This is a genomic window from Streptomyces pratensis, from assembly GCF_016804005.1.
Classification (GTDB): domain Bacteria; phylum Actinomycetota; class Actinomycetes; order Streptomycetales; family Streptomycetaceae; genus Streptomyces; species Streptomyces pratensis_A.
The window spans coordinates 5,154,451-5,171,885 of sequence record NZ_CP051486.1; the positions used below are offsets into that span (position 1 = coordinate 5,154,451).

Below are 17,435 nucleotides of genomic sequence, written 5' to 3' on the forward strand. Positions count from 1 at the left end.
CGACCGCCTGAACGCTAGGAGCGGGCCCGGCCCGCACGCGTCGCCCGACCGGACCCATTGCGGTACCGCGCTGGGATGAGCCACGGGAACGTCATCCCTGCGATGTAGGCGGGTGATGTACCCGGCCCGGTGGGAGATGGGCACCGGGACGGACTCCACGGACCGGCCGTGCGGCGACAATGAACCGGTGATGGACGTGCGTACGACTCCGGCGCAGCTGTGGGAAGCCGCCCGCCGGACGGTCCGCGACGCCGGGCTTCCGACCGGTCCCCCGCTGCGGCCCACCCGGCGCGCCTGGCAGTTCGACGCGCTGGTGGCGCTGACGATCGGAATCGCCACCGTCTACTACGGCGTCGACAACGTCGGCAACGTCGTGGTGCGTGAGACCGCCGCCGGCGTCGAGCACGTCATTCCGCGCCCGTCCGGCCCCGGCGGCCTGGCCCTCATGGTGACCCTCGCGGCCGTCGCCTCCGGCGCCCTGGCACTGCGCCGCCGCTACCCGCTCGCCGTGCTGTGCGTAGTGACGGCCGCGACGCTGGCGACACCGCAGAGCGTCCTGCGGCTGACGTTCTACGCGTTCGTCATCGCCGTCTACAGCGCCGCCGTCTACAGCCCGTACCGGGTGGCGGCCCTTGCGGCGCTGCCGGTGGCGGTCGTCCTCGTCGGCACCTCGGGAAACTCGGTCACACCGATCGTCCCCAACGAGTACATCGCCCTGCTGATCCTGGCGCCGATGGCCGTGGCCGCCGTAGGCCTCCGCACGTGGAAACTCAGGACCGACGAGAGCCGCACCCGGCTGACCGCCCTGGAACGCGATCAGGCGGAGGCGCTGCGCCGGGCCGTCGAGCACGAGCGGGCCAGGATCGCCCGTGAACTGCACGACGTCGTCACGCACAACGTCAGCGTGATGATCATCCAGGCGGGTGCCGCCCGCAAGATCATGAAGACCTCCCCCGAAGAGGCCGGTGAGGCGCTGCTCGCCGTCGAGGCGGGCGGGCGCGCGGCCATGACCGAGCTGCGACACGTCATGGGACTGCTCACCATGGCCGAGGGGACGGACGCAGCTGCGGTCCAGGCCGGCACGGCGGCGGAGCTGGCCCCGCAGCCCGGCCTGGACCAGCTGGAAACGCTGGTCGGGCGGGTCCGGGACGCCGGCCTGCCCGTCGGCCTGACCGTGACCGGCCCGCCCCGGCCCCTCCCTCCCGGCCTCGAACTCGCCGCCTACCGTGTGGTCCAGGAAGCCCTGACCAACACGGTGAAGCACGCGTCCGGCGCCACCGCCGCCGTGACCGTCGAATACGCCCCGGAGCTGCTCCGGGTGGAAGTCACCGACACCGGTGGGCAACCGGGCGTGGCCACGCCCACCGGAAACGGCCGGGGCCTCATCGGTCTGCGCGAGCGCCTCGCCGTCCACGACGGCACCCTGAACACCGGCCGGCGCCTGACCGGCGGCTACCGTGTGGAGGCCCTGATCCCCTTGGAGACGCCGTGACCGAGCCGCTGCGTGTGGTCCTCGCCGACGACCAGACCCTGGTCCGCACCGGATTCAGGCTGATCCTCGGTGCCGACGGCATCGATGTCGTCGCCGAGGCGACCAACGGAAGCGAAGCGGTCGAAGCGGTTCGCCGCACACGTCCCGACGTGGTCCTGATGGACGTCCGGATGCCCGAGATGGACGGCTTGGAGGCCACCCGCCGCATCCTCACCGCTCCCCGGGCTCTCGACTCCGCCGGAACATCCTCCGGAGCAGGGGGGACCCCGCCCTCCGGTGAACCCCGCGTCATCATTCTGACCACCTTCGACCTCGACCGGTACGTCTACGCGGCACTGTCGGCCGGGGCCAGTGGTTTCCTCCTCAAGGACGTCACCCCCGAGCAACTGACAGCGGCCGTCCGCACGGTCCGCGCGGGCGACGCTCTCCTCGCACCGGCCATCACCCGCCGGCTCGTGCAGCGGTTCACCCGTCGCGGCAGCGACACCGCCGCCCTCCACCGCGACCTGGCCTCGCTCACCCCGCGCGAACTGGAGGTCCTCGGTCTGCTGGCCCGAGGACTGAGCAACGCCGAACTCGCCGGCCGCCTCCACCTGGCCGAGGCGACCGTCAAGACGCACATCGCCCGCATCCTCGCCAAGCTCGGCCTCCGTGACCGGGTCCAGGCAGTCATCGTCGCCTACGAGACGGGGCTGGTCAGCGCCGGCGAGCACGAGGCCGGCCGGCAGCCCACCGAGGAGACAGGGGCCGAAGCCGGGACGGGGATCAGCAGCCGGCACCCACGCCCGTCCCGGTAGTTCGGAGCCTCCGGACCGCCGTACGACGGCCGTCCGGTGCCCGTGTCCGCCCCGGTACCCCGTGTCCGCCCCGGTACGGCGGCCGGCCAGGCGTAACCTCTCCTCGAAGAGAACGCCCTGACGCACACGTCCTGTACTTCACCGCTCGCGCACGGAGACCGAGCTGAGGAGGAGCCCCTGTTCCGAGGGGCGTTGCAGCCGGCTCCGGGCCGCGCCTTCGAACGTGCGGATGTGCCGGGTGGCCGTGGAGGAAGTGACGGCCGGTCGTCCCACTCGCGAGGTCGCAGGCGATCCGGTCGACACCGGCCGGCGGTCCGCCGGAGCGGGACACGCACTCGGCTCGGACCGGAGGCCCCGGGATCGGAACGGGCCGCCCGATGTCGGTCGGCCAATCCGGACGGAAGCGTTCTACGAAGTCGGTGAAGCTCGTCCGCAGGTACCGGGAGTCGGCGGGCTTCAACCGGATCTGCCTGCGGCTGTCGGCCCACCAGATCTCGAAGTCGGTGACGGTGCCTTCCTCCGGCCAGTCCTCACTCCGCTGAGTCGACGAAGCCTCCGACGCCCATGCCGATGTCGACGAAGATCCCGATCGCACCGGGCCGGGGAACGCGCACGACCGTGCCCTCGAAGACCTGCCCGAAGCGCAGGCCTCGCCGTATCCGGACCCAGTCCGCGTCTGTCACCACGCGTGAAGTGTCGCACCGGCCCCGCGTGTTGTCGTCGTGCCCGCCCGTCGGCCACCGCGGAGCGGAGGACGGGCCCGAGCGGTGACGGACACCGCCGGGCGCCCGCACGGGCCCGTCCCACGTACCTGGCTGCGGTCCGGGAGCCCTACGACCGTCGCCGCCCGGACCGGGCTCGTCGTCACCGCACCCCTGCGCCAGGAGCCCGGGCTTCCGCTGCCCGAGGCGGACCGGTGACCGCTCGGGCCCGGTGGGACCCGCGCTTGCGGCACCGCGCCCGGATCTTCGTCCCGTCGGCGATACGACGGGCACGATGACCACCGGATGCCGACCGCGTGCGGACACCGCCCCGCCCGGGGCGTGCGACGGCCGGGCGCGCTCGGGCCGCGCATCCGTGATTGGCATTGGACCGCGCGGAACCGCCTTGCCTACGGTCGGTTCCATGAAGATCCGCATCGTCGACGCGTTCACCGACCGGCCCTTCTCGGGCAACCCCGCCGGAGTCGTGATCCTGGACTCCGGCACCTTCCCCGAGGCGGACCGCCTCCAGATCGTCGCGTCCGAGGTCAATCTCTCGGAGACAGCCTTCGCCCACCCTCTGCCGCCGGGCGGTGAGGCCGACTGGGCGCTGCGCTGGTTCACCCCGGCCACCGAGGTCGATCTCTGCGGGCACGCGACACTCGCCACCGCCCATGTCCTGCACACCACCGGCGTCGCGAGCGGCACGGTGCGCTACGCCACCCGTGCCGGCATCCTGCGCACCACCGCCCACGACGACGGCACCCTTACGCTGGACTTCCCGACGGCACCACTCGCACCCGTGGCCGCCCCGCCCGGTCTGACGGACGCACTCGGCGCGGCGCCGCTGTCCCTCCACGACACGGGTGAGCACGTCGGCGATCTGCTGGTGGAACTGGCCGACGAAGCGGCCGTACGGGCCCTGCGCCCCGACTTCCACGCGCTAGGTGCCTGCTCCCGGCGGGGCGTCATCGCCACAGCGCCCGCGGATGACCCCACCAGCGGGTACGACTTCGTCTCTCGCGGCTTCTTCCCCGGGGTCGGCATCGACGAGGACCCGGTGACCGGCAGCGCTCACACGGCCCTGGCGCCCTTCTGGTCGGCGAGGTTCGGCCGCGACGACCTCGTCGGGCTCCAGGCCTCCGCCCGTTCGGGCCTGGTCCGGACGTCGCTGCGCGGCGAGCGCACGCTCCTGACCGGCAGCGCCGTCACGGTGATCGACGGGGAGCTGCTCGCGGGGCTATGAGTCCCGCCCGGCCCGGAGGACGGAGGGAGCGGGCCGGCCTCTCACGGGGTGGGGAGCCAGCCCACCTTGCCGGCGAGAAGCGCGTATCCGACGAAGGCCCCGATGTCGAGCAGGGCGTGCGCGACGACCAGCGGCCCGACCCGCCCCCAGCGCCGGTACAGCAGCACGAAGACGACGCCCATGACCATGTTGCCGATGAATCCGCCGATTCCCTGGTACAGGTGGTATGAGCCCCGCAGTACGGAACTCGCCACCAGCGCGGCCATCGGCGTCCACCCCAACTGCCCTAGGCGGCGCAGCAGATAGCCGACGACGATGACTTCCTCCACCAGGGAGTTCTGCACCGCCGAGAGGATCAGTACGGGAAACTTCCACCACACATCGGGCAGCGACTCCGGAACGACCGTCAGGTTGAACCCGGCGGCCCGCGCCACCAGGTAGAAGGCCAGCCCGGCGCTCCCGATCCCGGCCGCGACCAGGGTGCCCCTGCCCAGGTCCGGCCAGGGCCTGGTGCGGTCGAGACCGAGGGTCCGCAGACCCGCCCCCTCCCTGATGAGGAGGTGCGCCACCAGTGCGACCGGCACCAGGGCCGACGTGATGCCGAACAGCTGCCACGCGAGGTCGAGCCACGGCCGCCCGGGGGCGTACGACCCGTTCAGAGTCGCCGCCTGGTCCTTGAGGCCCCCTGGTTTCGTCAGCGACCCGATGAAGCTGATCAGCGCGGACACCCCGCTGGCCCCGAGCGAGAGAGCCAGCACGAGCAGCGTCTCCGACCGGAGGACCCGCCGGGACACCTCCTCGTGAGGAATGGATTCAGCCACGCGCCCCGCCTCCACCTGTACACCTGCCGTCAGCCATGCGTCGTCATAGCTTGCCCGACGTGGTGGCGGGGGCGGGACACCGGGCGGACCCCTCAGGGCGCGGGAAAGCCGACGGGCCAGGTGTGGACCGGCTCCCCCACCTGCATCAGCTCACCGTAGCGCCGGGTGGTCGCCGCCAGCGCCCCCTCCCGTGCGAGGCCCGCCTCCAGTGCGCGGTGGTACGTGTCGACCTGCCAGGAGGCCCCGTTCGCACGGAGCCTGCAGCGCTCCTCGATGACACCGAGGTAGCGGTCCCGGTCAGAGGGCTCGATGTTCCACGCGTCGAGCCCCGCGGCCGCGAGCGGCAGCAGTTCGTCCTGTACGAGCTTGACGGCGGGCACCTTCGCCACGCCGCCGGAGCGGCCGGGGCGCGGCCAGAGCAGCTCGGCCTCGATCCCGTGACGGCAGGCGGCGTCGAAGTTCTCCGCTGCCGCCTCGAAGGGCATCTTGGTCCACACCGGCCGGGACTCGTCGGCGAGGGCGCGTACCAGCCCGTAGTAGAAGGCCGCGTTGGCGATCACGTCGACGACCGTGGGGCCGGCGGGCAGGACCCGGTTCTCCACCCTCAGATGGGGAACACCGGCCGCCAGCCCGTAGACAGGCCTGTTCCACCTGTAGACCGTCCCGTTGTGCAGGACGAGTTCGGCCAGTGTCGGCACACCGCCCTCGTCGAGGACCCTGAGCGGATCCTCCTCGTCGCAGATCGGCAGCAGAGGCGGATAGTAGCGCAGGTTCTCCTCGAAGAGTTCGTAGGCCGAAGTGATCCAGCGCTCCCCGAACCAGGTCCGCGGGCGCACCCCCTGGTTGCGGAGTTCGGGTGGCCGCACGTCCGTGGCCTGCTGGAACAGCGGCGGCCTCGACTCTCGCCACAGCTCCTTGCCGAAGAGGAAGGGAGAGTTCGCTCCGAGGGCGATCTGCACGGACGCGACGGCCTGGGCCGCGTTCCAGACGTCCGCGAAGCGGTCCGGCGTCACCTGGAGGTGCAACTGGACCGAGGTGCACGCCGATTCGGGAGCGATCGAGGCAGAGGTCGAGACCAGTCGCTCGACGCCTTCGATATCGAGGACGAATTCCTCGCCCCGCGCGGCTGCCATTTGGTCGTTGAGGAGCGTGTAACGGTCGCCGTCCGACAGGTTCGCCGAAACCACGTCGTGACGTCCCAGTGTCGGCAGGATGCCGATCATCACGATCCCGGCGTCGACCTCCGCGGCCTTCCGATGGGCATAGGCGAGCCCTGTGCGCAACTCCTCGGCCAGCTGATCGAATACCCGGCCGCTCAGCCGGTGGGGAAGAATATTTACTTCCAGGTTGAACATCCCCAGCTCCGTCTGAAAATCCCGGCTGGCGATGCGCTGGAGCACCTCCGCATTCCGCATCCTCGGCATGCCGTCGGAACCCGCGAGATTCAGCTCGATCTCCAGCCCCATGAGATTCCTCGGACGATCGAACCTCCGCTCCGACAGGAGCCTCTCCAGCCCGGTCAGGCACTGGGTCAGCTTCTCGCGGTACGCCTGCCGATCGGACGGGGCAAAGGCGCCCGCCACGATCTTCTCGCCCATCGAAGGGTCCCTCCTCGAGTGGGCGGCCCGCGGCCCAGGCCGCTCGCATCACGATCGATAATGCCCCGCCGAGATGATCCGTAACGCCCCCACGCCCCACGGGCACCCAGTAGTCTGAATGACGGGCGCCGGAGGCACATTCCGAAGGCATGAGGCATATGCAGTTTGTGTGATCGATTCGCACGGTGGAAACGCCGGTGAGTTTCAGCCTACCGCCGCATGGGAAAAGTGCCTGGCGAGGGCCACCGGAAGCGGCTCGGATCCATAGAAAGCGCACAATTCAAAGGCTCGAATCCGCCTTGCGCGCAATAAGCGGGACGGCTAGCCGAAACATCGTGTGAACATTTGTCGTATAAACTCTGCGAACGAGGCAGAGAGTTGACGCATCGGCCCGTTCCGCCCGTCACCGGCCTTCCTCTGGCCCCGCACGCCGACAGCGCCGTCTGCACCCGCCCACGCACCACCGTGTCTCCGAAGTGAGAGGCGACCAACTATGCCGCTGCATGTTTCACCGGCCCCAGCGCCCGCACTGCGCAGCGTTCTCGCGGCACTCGGTTCTCCCACCGCAGTCCGCGAGGCCCATACGCCCGCTCTCCGGTCCGTCCAGGGATCGCTGAGCCCCGAACTCCCGCTCCCCGTCCACGTGCTGGACCGGATCGTGCCGAACGACGTCGCACCGCGCACCCGCCTCGCCGGCTGGCGCTTCCTGATCCGCAGCGGTGAGAGCGCCGTCGCCGCCGCGGACACCATGCTCACCGCCGACGGCTGGACCTTCTCGCACTTCTTCGAGGGGCCCTACATCGTTTCCACCGAACTCGCCCTGCGCCAGTCGGAATCGACGGTGTCGCACTACCAGCCGCGTCTGCTGTCGGTGCCCGAGCTCTACATGTTCACGCTGTGGCTGCACCACGACATCGAGGCCGACGCCGGCGGTGGGGTGCTCGCACCCACCGATGTGCTGGTGCCCCTGGCACCCGCGCCCCCGGGCATCACGGCTCACCGTCCGCATCGGGTCGCGGACCTGCTCCCGGTCATGACACTGCGTGTCACCCCGGCCCGTCTTCCGGACCTCCCCGGACTGCCCGGCCTTCTCGGGTCGCCCGCCTGACCCTTCACCTCACGCGCCCCCGCCGATGCGATCGGCGGGGGCGCGTCCCTACCCGTCCGGACTAGTCCGGTCCGGTCACCCCGAACCATCCGAACGGACAGTGCAGTTGCGCTGAACCGTCCGGCCGGGTGATGCGTCATCGGAGGAGAGGAGCAGCTGCCGCGAAATCCCTGCGGAGAGACGCCCGTGGGACAACACTGGGACCGGACCGACTTGATACGGGGGCGGCAATGAACACATCGTCCAGCCGCAGGACACTCGAATCGACGCAGCGAAAGAACCCACCCATGTGCCAGCACCAGCCACCTTGCCCGACCGCCGACTCCAACGACCGGGAGGCCGCCCGCCTGACGGCGCACCACCCGGAACAGGGATGGAGTCTGCTGTGCAACGGTGTCCTGCTCTTCGAGGACACCGGTGAGCTGCTCCCGGACGGGCAGATCATCGCTCCTCACCGCCCGCTGAAGAGCGGTCAGGTGATGGAAGCCGCCTGACGGCGGCGGACGGAAGACGGGGGCAGGCCGGAGAGATCTCCGCACCGCCCCCGACGCGTGTCCGCGTGCCTACTGGTCGTACTCGTCCAGCGGCGGGCAGGAGCAGACCAGGTTCCGGTCACCGAAGGCGCCGTCGATGCGCCGCACCGGCGGCCAGTACTTGTCCGCGGGCGTCACACCGGAAGGGAAGACCGCTTCCTCGCGGGTGTAGCCGTGTGCCCACTCGCCACCGAGCGCCGCGGCCGTGTGCGGGGCGTTGCACAGCGGGTTGTCGTCCGCGCTCCACTCGCCGGAGGCGACCTTGTCGATCTCGCCGCGGATGGCGATCATCGTGTCGCAGAACCGGTCGAGCTCGGCGAGGTCCTCGCTCTCCGTCGGCTCGATCATCAGCGTCCCGGCCACCGGGAACGACATGGTCGGCGAGTGGAAACCGTAGTCGATCAGCCGCTTGGCGATGTCGTCGATGCTGACTCCGGTCGCCTTGGAGACCGGCCGCAGATCGACGATGCACTCGTGCGCGACCAGACCGGCCGGACCGTTGTACAGGACCGGGAAGTGCGGTTCGAGGCGCTTGGCGACGTAGTTGGCCGCGAGTACGGCGACCTGCGTCGCACGCTTCAGCCCCTCGCCCCCCATGAGGCGTACGTACGCCCAGGAGATGGGCAGGATGCCCGCCGAGCCCCACGGAGCGGCCGAGATCGGGCCGACGCCGGTCTCCGGGCCCGCAGCGGGCTGGAGGGGGTGGTTGGGGAGGTACGGCGCCAGGTGGGCGCGTACCCCCACGGGGCCGACACCGGGGCCGCCGCCGCCGTGCGGGATGCAGAAGGTCTTGTGCAGGTTCAGGTGGGAGACGTCGCCGCCGAAGTGGCCCGGCTTGGCCAGACCGACCAGCGCGTTGAGGTTGGCACCGTCGACGTAGACCTGGCCGCCGGCGTCGTGCACCTCACCGCAGATGTCGGCGACGTGCTCCTCGAAGACGCCGTGCGTGGAGGGGTAGGTGATCATGAGGACGGCGAGCTCGTCGCGGTGCTTCGCGATCTTGGCCCGGAGATCCTCTATGTCGACCTCGCCGTCGTCGGCGGTCTTCACGACGACGACTTTCATACCCGCCATCACGGCGCTCGCGGCGTTGGTGCCGTGTGCGGAGGACGGAATCAGGCAGACGGTGCGTCCGTGCTCGCCGTTGGCCCGGTGGTACGCGCGCACGGCCAGCAGCCCGGCGAACTCGCCCTGCGAGCCCGCGTTGGGCTGGATGGAGACGGCGTCGTAACCGGTGACCTCGGCAAGGCGCTCCTCCAGCTCACGGATGAGGGTGAGGAAGCCCTGTGCCTGCTCGGCCGGCGCGAAGGGGTGCAGCGCGCCGAATTCGGGCCAGGTGATCGACTCCATCTCGGCGGTCGCGTTGAGCTTCATGGTGCAGGAGCCGAGCGGGATCATGCCGCGGTCAAGCGCGTAGTCGCGGTCGGCGAGCTTGCGCAGGTAGCGCAGCATCGCCGTCTCGGAGCGGTGCTGGTGGAAGACCGGGTGGGTGAGGACGGAGTCCGTGCGCAGCAGGCCACCGGGGAGCGCGTCGGCCGCCTCGGCGTCCAGCGCCTCGATGTCGCCGGCCGCCCCGAAGGCGGCCCAGACGGCGGCGATCCGGGTGCGGGTGGTGGTCTCGTCGCATGCGACGGAGACGTGGTCGGCGTCGACGAGCCGCAGGTTCACCCCGCGCTCACGGGCGGCGGCGACCACGTCGGAAGCCGTACCCGGCACACGGACGGTGAGGGTGTCGAAGTACGCGTCGTGCACGACCTCGGTTCCGGCGGCCCGCAGTCCCTCGGCCAGGATGGCGGCGAACCGGTGGGTGCGCCGGGCGATCGTGCGCAGCCCCTCGGGCCCGTGGTAGACGGCGTACATACCGGCCATGACGGCGAGCAGCACCTGCGCGGTGCAGATGTTACTGGTGGCCTTCTCGCGGCGGATGTGCTGCTCGCGGGTCTGCAGCGCCAGCCGGTAGGCCTTGTCGCCGTCCGCGTCGACGGAGACACCGACGAGGCGGCCGGGCAGGCTGCGGGCGAACTTCTCACGCACGGCCATGAAGCCGGCGTGCGGTCCGCCGAAGCCCATGGGCACACCGAAGCGCTGCGTGGTCCCCACGGCGATGTCCGCGCCCAGTTCACCGGGCGAGGTGAGCAGCGTCAGGGCCAGCAGGTCGGCGGCGACGGAAACGATCGCGCCCAGCTCGTGCGCCTGCTCGATGACGGGCCTGATGTCACGCACGGCACCGGAGGCGCCGGGGTACTGGAGCAGCACACCGAACACCCCGCGCTCGGCGACCTCCGCGGGGATGCCCTGGGTGAGGTCTGCGACGACGATCTCGACACCCGTCGGCTCGGCACGCGTCTCGATCACCGCGATGGTCTGCGGCAGGGTGTCGGCGTCGACCAGGAAGACGCCGCCCTTCACCTTGCCGACCCTTCGCGCGAGCGCCATGGCCTCGGCCGCGGCCGTTCCCTCGTCCAGGAGCGAGGCGCCCGAGGTCGGCAGCCCGGTGAGATCGGCGACCATGGTCTGGAAGTTCAGGAGGGCTTCGAGCCTGCCCTGGGAGATCTCGGGCTGGTACGGCGTGTAGGCCGTGTACCAGGCGGGGTTCTCCATGACGTTGCGCAGGATGACGGGCGGGGTGAACGTGCCGTAGTAGCCGAGCCCGATCATCGGTGCGAGCACCTGGTTGCGGTCGGCGAGGCTGCGCAGCTCGGCCAGGACCTCGGCCTCGGTGCGGGCGTCGGGGAGGTTCAGCGCCTCGGCACTCTTGATCACGTCGGGTACCGCGGCGGCGGTGAGCTCGTCCAGGGAGCCGTAACCGACCTGGGCGAGCATCTTCGCCTGCGCCTCGGCATCGGGCCCGATGTGGCGCTGCTCGAAGGGAATGCCCTGCTCCAGCTGGGAGAGCGGAGTGCGACGGGGGGTCATGATGGAGGCCTCCTGGTCTGCCACGACCTGCGAGGGGCGCCACGGCGTGGCTGCCCGAACGGCCTCCCCATCTGTCATCTCGACCTGAGAGCTTCACCGGCACGCCCGGGGGCCTGCCGGCTTTCACCGTCGGTGAGGGCGGCACCCGCCGCGGCACGTGCCGTACGGATTCCGCCCTGCTTTCCAGAGTGACCTCGTCCGTGCGGTACGGGGGCCTGAGAGATTCCGGGGAGGAGTTGCTCCTTCGGCGCCTCCGGATCGCTCCGGAGGACTCTCCCGCACAGGGTCAGCAGCCGTGTTCAAGCCTACCAGCGGGGGCGGAGCGAGCCGTCTCGAGTGGCCGACAACCAGGATCTGGCCTTTCGTAGTGCTTGTGGAGCAGCCGCGACCACCTGATGCAGTCGTGACCAGTGGGAGGCGCCGTGCAGACCGACATCGATCCGCGCAGCCTGATCGGCCGCAAGGCCTTCGACCGTCAAGGGGCCAAGATCGGAACGGTGGACGAGGTCTATCTCGACGACGCCACCGGGGTACCCGAGTGGGCCGCCGTGCGCACCGGTCTCTTCACCAGGGACGCGTTCGTCCCGCTGGAGCCGAGCGAATTCGTCGACGGCGTGCTCGTGATCCCCTTCGACCGGGCCCTGATCAAGGACGCGCCCGACTTCGGCGTGGGCCGCCATCTGTCTCCCGAACAGGAACTGCAGCTCTACCGCCATTACGGGCTGGACTCCTCCCCCTCGGCCGAGACCGGCCCCGACAGGGACTTCGGCAGGCTCGCCGGCCACGAGGAGTAGTCGACCGCGTCCCGCACCAGCGGAAGCGGATCAGCCGGCCGCAGCTCCGGATCGTCCACACCGAACGTGCGCACCCGGCCGGGCGGTGTCCACGGCTCCTCGAAACGCACCGTGACACGGCCGACGCCGCTGCCCTGCACCCAGCCGTGACCGTGGACGGCGTGCCGCACATCGTGTCCGGCCTGCCAGCGTCGCGCGGCCGGCTGCTCCTCGCTCTCCGGCGCGTCCGTCGCCCCCGCCGTATCCGGCGCGTCCGCCGCCGTGCCGTCCGGCTTTCCCGGGGTGGTGGCGGCAGACTCCCCGGCGGCGTGCCGGGCGTCGGCGGCGTGCCGGGCGTCGGCGGCCTGCCGGGCGTCGGCGGCCTGGGCGAAGAGATCCTCCTGCGTGAAGTCCGCCAGCCCTGTGACACCGACACCGAGCAGCCGTACACCGCCGGTCGTGTCCACGGCCTCCAGAAGCCGCGCAGCGGCCTCCCTGACCACCGTGGGGTCGTCGGTGGGCCCTCGGAGCGTCTCGGACCTGGTGAGCGTCGAGAAGTCGTAGCGGCGCACCTTGAGGACGACGGTACGTCCGGACCGCCCCGCATCCCTCAGCCGCTGCACGCACCGGGCCGCGAGCCGCTCCACCTCCGTCCTGACACGCGCACGGTCGTGCAGGTCCACATCGAAGGTGTCCTCGACCGACACGGACTTGGCGTCCCTCTCGGCGACGACAGGACGGTCGTCGTAGCCCTGTGCCATGCGGTGGAGGGCGGCACCGTGCGCCTTGCCGAGCAGCCGCACGAGTTCCGCCTCGCCCGCCTCCGCCAGGTGGCTGACGACGGTCATGCCGGCCCGCCGGAGATGGTCGCCGGTGGCGGGCCCCACACCCGGGAGGATCCTCACGGACATGGGGGCAAGGAGTTCACGTTCGGTGCCGGGCTCGATCAGCAGCAGGCCGTTCGGCTTCGCCTCCTCCGAGGCGATCTTGGCCAGCATCTTGGAGCCGGCCAGGCCGACGGAACCGCTGAGCCCTGTGACCGTCCTGATCACGGTGCGCAGTTGCTCACCGACCAGACGAGCGGAAGCCGAGTCGTCGGCGACCCCGCCCGCCTCAAGATCGACGAAGGCCTCGTCCAGACTGAGCGGCTCCACGAGGGGTGACAGTCTCCCGAGCAACTCCATCACCTGGTCGCTCACAGACCGGTAGAGCGCGAAACGCGGAACCAGATACGCGGCATTGGGCGCGAGCCGTCTCGCCTGCGCCATCGGCATCGCCGAGTGCACTCCGAGGCGCCGGGCCTCGTACGACGCGGTGGCGACCACGCCGCGCATGCCCAGACCGCCCACCACCACCGGCTTGCCACGCAGGCTGGGCTTCGCCGCCTGCTCCGCAGAGGCGTAGAAGGCATCCATGTCCAGATGCAGGATGGTGGGCGCTGCTCTCACACCGCCGATGCTGCCCTACACCACTGACAACGGCTCCGCCCGGCACGCGCCACGCAGTCCGGCCCCGCCGGCTCAGCCCGCGCGATTGCGCCGGCGGGCCAGTTCGTCGGCGGGATTGTGGCCGATCAGGGTCTCCCCCGTGTCCACACGCTCCCCGTGGAGCTGGGACAGTGCCGCGTCGACATCGCGCCAGACGACACCGACGGCGATACCGAAGACGCCCTGGCCCCCCTGGAGCAGATTCACGACTTCGTCGGGCGAGGAGCACTCGTAGACCGTCGCACCGTCACACATCAGCGTCATCCGCTCGAGATCCGTGAATCCGCGGGCTCTGAGGTGCTGAACGGTGGTGCGGATGTTCTGCAGAGCGACACCTGTGTCCAGGAACCGCTTGACGATCTTGAGGAGAACCACGTCCCGGAAACTGTAGAGACGCTGTGTCCCCGACCCGTACGCCGGACGCACGCTCGGCTCCACGAGTCCCGTACGCGCCCAGTAGTCGAGCTGTCGGTAGGTGATCCCGGCCGCGGCACACGCGGTCGGTCCCCGGTAGCCGATGTCCCCTGTCACTGCCGTACCGTCCGCTGCCACCACTGCCGGCTGAACCGGCTGTCTGATGGAGTTGTCGGCCGCACTGCCGTGCTGCCGGTACGGCCCACCCTCAGCCGTACCGTCGCCGCTGCTTCTCACGCCGACCTCCGTCCTTGACCTGCCACCTCGAAGGTAGGCAGTCACCAGGGGTGCGTCAACGATCGCCACACTCGGCACGCCGAGTGATAATCACCCTGAGGGTGGTTTCCCGTGACTGATTTCCGGGAACGGCTTGTCGGATGCGCTGACACCGGCCCTGCAGGACGGTCACTGACTGTTGGTGCCGAAGTCCTCCGGCGAGATCTGGTCGAGGAACTCGCGGAACTTCTCCACCTCGTCCTCCTGCTCGTCGGGGATGGCGATGCCTGCGTCGTCCAGCACCCCGTCACTGCCGTAGATCGGCGTGCCGGTGCGCAGGGCGAGCGCTATGGCGTCGGACGGCCGCGCGCTCACCTCGACCCCACTGGCAAAGACCAGCTCCGCGTAGAAAACCCCTTCTCGGAGGTCCGTGATGCGGACCTCGCTGAGCTCCTGGCCCACGGCCTCGAGCACATCCTTGAAGAGATCATGGGTCAGCGGCCTGGCCGGAGCCATGCCCTGCTGGGCGAAGGCGATCGCTGTCGCTTCCCCAGGACCGATCCAAATAGGGAGGTACCGGTCGCCTCCCACTTCACGCAGGAGCACGATCGGTTGGTTGGAGGGCATTTCCACCCGGACACCCACAACGTCGAGCTCGTTCACACAGCAACCCTAGGACGTGCCCGCCATGTTTGGATAGTCGGGCTCCGCCGACCTCAGTGGAAGCTGACCTTCAGAGCGCTCTGGACGAGCGCCGCGTGGAGTCGCACGGAGAGCTCCGCCAGCTCCTTCGCGGTGGCCTCCGCATGGGCTCTGGTCTGCGGATTCCGGTGCCGACGCAAGGGCGCGACCACTTGCTCGACCAGCCCCGCCTCACGCTCCGCGGCCGCTTTCACGGCTCTCAGGTGCCGTGGTTCCAGGCCAAATCTGCCCAGGTCCGCCACCAGCCGCGCCACGGTCACCGCCTCGGCGTCGTAGCTGCCCCCGGCGGCGGGCACGACCAACCCGTACGACTCCCACTCGTCGAGCTGCTCCTCGGTGGCCTCGGCGGCCACGAGGAACTCGGAGCGTCCGATACGCGCGGCTGTGGCCTGTCCGAGGTCCTGGTCCCCCAGGACGTCGGCGGACTCACCAGGGCCGCCGCCGGGGGGCAGCGCGGCCTGCTCCCCGCGGGCGAGCGCCTCCAGGTGCTCACGGATGACCTTGAGCGGCAGGTAGTGGTCCCGCTGCATGCGCAGCACCTGAGCCAGCCGCTCGACATCGGCAGGGCTGAACTTCCGGTAGCCCGATGGGGTCCGCTGGGGCTCGATGAGCCCTTCCGCCTCCAGGAAGCGGATCTTGGAAATGGTGACTTCGGGAAATTCGTCGCGCAACTGCAGAAGCACCGTGCCGATGCTCATCGCGCGCTCGCCCGCGGCGGCGGTGCCGTGACCGGCACCGCCTGTCGGTGTTCGCAGCATGGACCTTCCTGGTGGTCCCCCCGGACGGAGTCCGGGGAAGGGTCACACGCCTCGCTGGCTCGCGTAGAAGACCAGCCGGTACTTTCCGATCTGAACTTCGTCACCGTTGGTCAGCGCGACGGAATCGATGCGCTCGCGGTTGACGTAGGTGCCGTTGAGGCTTCCGACGTCGCCCACGGTGAAACTACCGTCCGGGCTCCTGTGGAACTCCACATGACGCCGCGACACGGTCACGTCGTCGAGGAAGATGTCACTCTGCGGGTGACGGCCGGCCGTCGTCAGGTCGCCGTCCAGCAGGAAGCGGCTGCCGGAGTTCGGACCGCGCCGGACCACCAGCAGCGCGGAACCCGCCGGCAGTGCGTCCACCGCGGCCTGAGCCTCCGGGGAGAGCGAGGGAAGGGCCGTCTGGCCTGTCGCCTCTGCCTCGTACGCCTCGATACCCGAGATCGAGATGGTGGAGGTCGTCTCCGAGGCACGCTCGGGCACTCCGCCCCTCAGCGGCGCACCGCAGTTGGAGCAGAAACGGCTGGCCTCGGCGTTTCGGTGCCCGCACCTCGTACAAACCGGCATGGACGAGCCCTCCGGAGCGGGGGCGAACCCTCCACCCGTACTCGAGGTCGATGATTCCCCGAAACCTATGCGTCCTGAACCTCCGGGGTCAACAGACGACGCGCCGGACCCACCGGCACCTCCCTGGACCTCGTCGCGGAAGAGCGGGCGCTCCGAGCCCTGCTCTTCGGCGCCCTGACCCTGACGCGGAGCGCGGTGGCGGGCAGCGCTGTTGCTGTCCTCGCGGGCGCTCTTTCCGAACAACTTCGCAAACAACTTCACGGGCGTTTCCCCTTGACCGAAATAGACCCGCCCGTGGGGCAGGACGAACCCTGAATGAACACACCTGCCGACCCGGACATCTTCACAACGTCCGTATCCACCCGACAGTTTCCACCACGCGTCACCGATCCGTTGCGCCGACCCCCCGCAACCTGATGTGCGTGTCCTGTGAGCACTGCGCACGACCGCCTCACCGGGACGACGACCGAGCGTGATCAGGCTGCTTCGCCGGCCGCAGGGCGTCCACGACGATGTCGTCGGCGCGCGCCACCTCTGCTGTGGCCTGCTCCTTCTCGAGCGTCTGCACGACACCACCGGGGATGTTCAGAGCCGGCTCCAGATCCTGCGGCTTGCCGATGACCTTGAACTCGTAGGGAGCCTCGATCTTCCGGCCGTCGACTCTCAACTCTCCCCCGTCACCGGAGAAGTATGTATTGGCCACCACCCGCACGCCGTTGATCTCGATCGCCTCGGCACCCGCGGCGCGCAGTTCCTGGATGGTGTCGAGGAGCATGTCCGCCTCCACCGCGCCGCTCGGATCACTGATGGTCAGCGTGATGCCCGGGCCGTGGGCCGCGACCGTACCCGCCAGGATACCGAGCTGCCGCTCCTTCTCGAGCGTCTGCTTGCGCGCCTCCTCCGCCTGGTCCGAGCTGTTCTCGAGTTCCGTGCGCTGGTCGTCGAGGCGCTGCTTCTCGTCCTCGAGGCGCTGGGTCCTGTTGTCGAGCTCGTCGAGGATACGGACCAGGTCCTCCTGCCGGGCACCGCGCAGGGCGCTGTTGTCGCTGTTCGACCTGACCTGGATGGCGAGCCCCAACCCCAGGACGAACAGCAGCAGAGCCACGATGAGTTGAGCCCTGCTCACCCTGGGCGGCCAGAGGCCTGCGCGCAGCCGCTGACGGCCGGAGACCTCCTTGGCCCCGGAAGGCGCAGACGCGGACGCAGGGGGTGCCGGCGTCGGCGCTTCGGCCGGGAGCGCGCCGGCGGGACCGCCGCTGCCCGGACCCTGCTCGCTGTGCGTGTTCCGCTCGTCGCTCATCGG

General features: G+C 70.1%; 18 protein-coding genes and 1 riboswitch. Of the genes, 8 read left to right on the top strand and 10 right to left on the bottom strand.

Features of this window, described 5'->3' with window-relative positions; all coding sequences use genetic code 11:
* Positions 1-190: 190 nt before the first annotated feature.
* The 3 genes from HED23_RS20970 to HED23_RS35735 all read left to right on the top strand — a co-directional run bounded on the left by HED23_RS20970 (position 191) and on the right by HED23_RS35735 (position 2,831).
* On the top strand, positions 191-1,492 hold the full coding sequence (locus tag HED23_RS20970; protein WP_238442065.1) for a sensor histidine kinase: 1,302 nt from the start codon (positions 191-193) through the stop codon (positions 1,490-1,492).
* Positions 1,489-2,289: a response regulator gene (locus tag HED23_RS20975; protein ID WP_203184934.1), complete on the top strand. Its 801-nt coding sequence runs from the start codon at positions 1,489-1,491 to the stop codon at positions 2,287-2,289. The genes HED23_RS20970 and HED23_RS20975 overlap by 4 nt, the downstream gene beginning before the upstream one ends.
* 419 nt (positions 2,290-2,708) lie before the next feature.
* Entirely contained in the window at positions 2,709-2,831 is a 123-nt protein-coding gene (locus HED23_RS35735) for a hypothetical protein (RefSeq protein WP_274383038.1), read from the top strand.
* Here HED23_RS35735 and HED23_RS35380 read toward each other — a convergent pair.
* Positions 2,820-2,975: a hypothetical protein gene (locus tag HED23_RS35380; protein ID WP_238442066.1), complete on the bottom strand. Its 156-nt coding sequence runs from the start codon at positions 2,973-2,975 to the stop codon at positions 2,820-2,822. The two genes, HED23_RS35735 and HED23_RS35380, sit on opposite strands and share 12 nt — an antisense overlap.
* An 81-nt stretch (positions 2,976-3,056) precedes the next feature.
* Here HED23_RS35380 and HED23_RS20985 point away from each other — a divergent pair, with 81 nt between their 5' ends.
* A complete protein-coding gene (locus HED23_RS20985; RefSeq protein ID WP_203184935.1) occupies positions 3,057-3,209 on the top strand; it encodes a hypothetical protein in 153 nt (50 codons plus the stop codon).
* 205 nt (positions 3,210-3,414) lie between these two features.
* Complete coding sequence (locus tag HED23_RS20990) at positions 3,415-4,236, top strand: PhzF family phenazine biosynthesis protein (RefSeq protein ID WP_203184936.1); 822 nt, start codon at positions 3,415-3,417, stop codon at positions 4,234-4,236.
* A gap of 41 nt (positions 4,237-4,277) precedes the next feature.
* Here HED23_RS20990 and HED23_RS20995 read toward each other — a convergent pair whose 3' ends face one another.
* Together HED23_RS20995 and HED23_RS21000 are read right to left on the bottom strand one after the other, a co-directional pair.
* Entirely contained in the window at positions 4,278-5,057 is a 780-nt protein-coding gene (locus HED23_RS20995; RefSeq protein WP_203184937.1) for a CPBP family intramembrane glutamic endopeptidase, read from the bottom strand.
* Positions 5,058-5,149: 92 nt separating this feature from the next.
* Complete coding sequence (locus tag HED23_RS21000) at positions 5,150-6,655, bottom strand: glutamate-cysteine ligase family protein (RefSeq protein WP_203184938.1); 1,506 nt, start codon at positions 6,653-6,655, stop codon at positions 5,150-5,152.
* 493 nt (positions 6,656-7,148) lie between these two features.
* On the opposite strand from HED23_RS21000, the gene HED23_RS21005 reads away from it, so the two are divergent.
* On the top strand, positions 7,149-7,763 hold the full coding sequence (locus HED23_RS21005) for a hypothetical protein (protein WP_203184939.1): 615 nt from the start codon (positions 7,149-7,151) through the stop codon (positions 7,761-7,763).
* Positions 7,764-8,050: 287 nt separating this feature from the next.
* Positions 8,051-8,257, top strand: coding sequence for a DUF5999 family protein (locus HED23_RS21010; protein WP_203184940.1), 207 nt, complete (start codon positions 8,051-8,053; stop codon positions 8,255-8,257).
* Positions 8,258-8,326: 69 nt separating this feature from the next.
* Here the strand turns inward: HED23_RS21010 and gcvP are convergent, their stop codons facing one another.
* Positions 8,327-11,212, bottom strand: coding sequence for an aminomethyl-transferring glycine dehydrogenase (gene gcvP / locus HED23_RS21015; RefSeq protein WP_203184941.1), 2,886 nt, complete (start codon positions 11,210-11,212; stop codon positions 8,327-8,329).
* 193 nt (positions 11,213-11,405) lie between these two features.
* Positions 11,406-11,501, bottom strand: a riboswitch (glycine riboswitch).
* Between the two features lie 133 nt (positions 11,502-11,634).
* On the opposite strand from gcvP, the gene HED23_RS21020 reads away from it, so the two are divergent.
* Entirely contained in the window at positions 11,635-12,006 is a 372-nt protein-coding gene (locus HED23_RS21020; protein WP_203184942.1) for a PRC-barrel domain-containing protein, read from the top strand.
* Here HED23_RS21020 and HED23_RS21025 read toward each other — a convergent pair.
* The 6 genes from HED23_RS21025 to HED23_RS21050 form a co-directional block, all read right to left on the bottom strand.
* Positions 11,928-13,433, bottom strand: a complete 1,506-nt coding sequence (locus tag HED23_RS21025) for a DNA polymerase IV (RefSeq protein ID WP_203184943.1) — start codon at positions 13,431-13,433, stop codon at positions 11,928-11,930. The two genes, HED23_RS21020 and HED23_RS21025, sit on opposite strands and share 79 nt — an antisense overlap.
* 72 nt (positions 13,434-13,505) lie before the next feature.
* On the bottom strand, positions 13,506-14,123 hold the full coding sequence (locus HED23_RS21030) for a MerR family transcriptional regulator (RefSeq protein WP_203184944.1): 618 nt from the start codon (positions 14,121-14,123) through the stop codon (positions 13,506-13,508).
* A 168-nt stretch (positions 14,124-14,291) separates the two neighbouring features.
* The gene (locus HED23_RS21035) at positions 14,292-14,765 is read right to left on the bottom strand and encodes a bifunctional nuclease family protein (protein WP_030794342.1); all 474 of its coding nucleotides are present in this window, start codon (positions 14,763-14,765) and stop codon (positions 14,292-14,294) included.
* 53 nt (positions 14,766-14,818) lie between these two features.
* Entirely contained in the window at positions 14,819-15,562 is a 744-nt protein-coding gene (locus tag HED23_RS21040) for a MerR family transcriptional regulator (RefSeq protein WP_203184945.1), read from the bottom strand.
* Positions 15,563-15,604: 42 nt separating this feature from the next.
* On the bottom strand, positions 15,605-16,393 hold the full coding sequence (locus tag HED23_RS21045) for an FHA domain-containing protein (protein WP_203184946.1): 789 nt from the start codon (positions 16,391-16,393) through the stop codon (positions 15,605-15,607).
* Between the two features lie 190 nt (positions 16,394-16,583).
* On the bottom strand, positions 16,584-17,432 hold the full coding sequence (locus tag HED23_RS21050; RefSeq protein ID WP_203184947.1) for a DUF881 domain-containing protein: 849 nt from the start codon (positions 17,430-17,432) through the stop codon (positions 16,584-16,586).
* Positions 17,433-17,435: the final 3 nt, after the last annotated feature.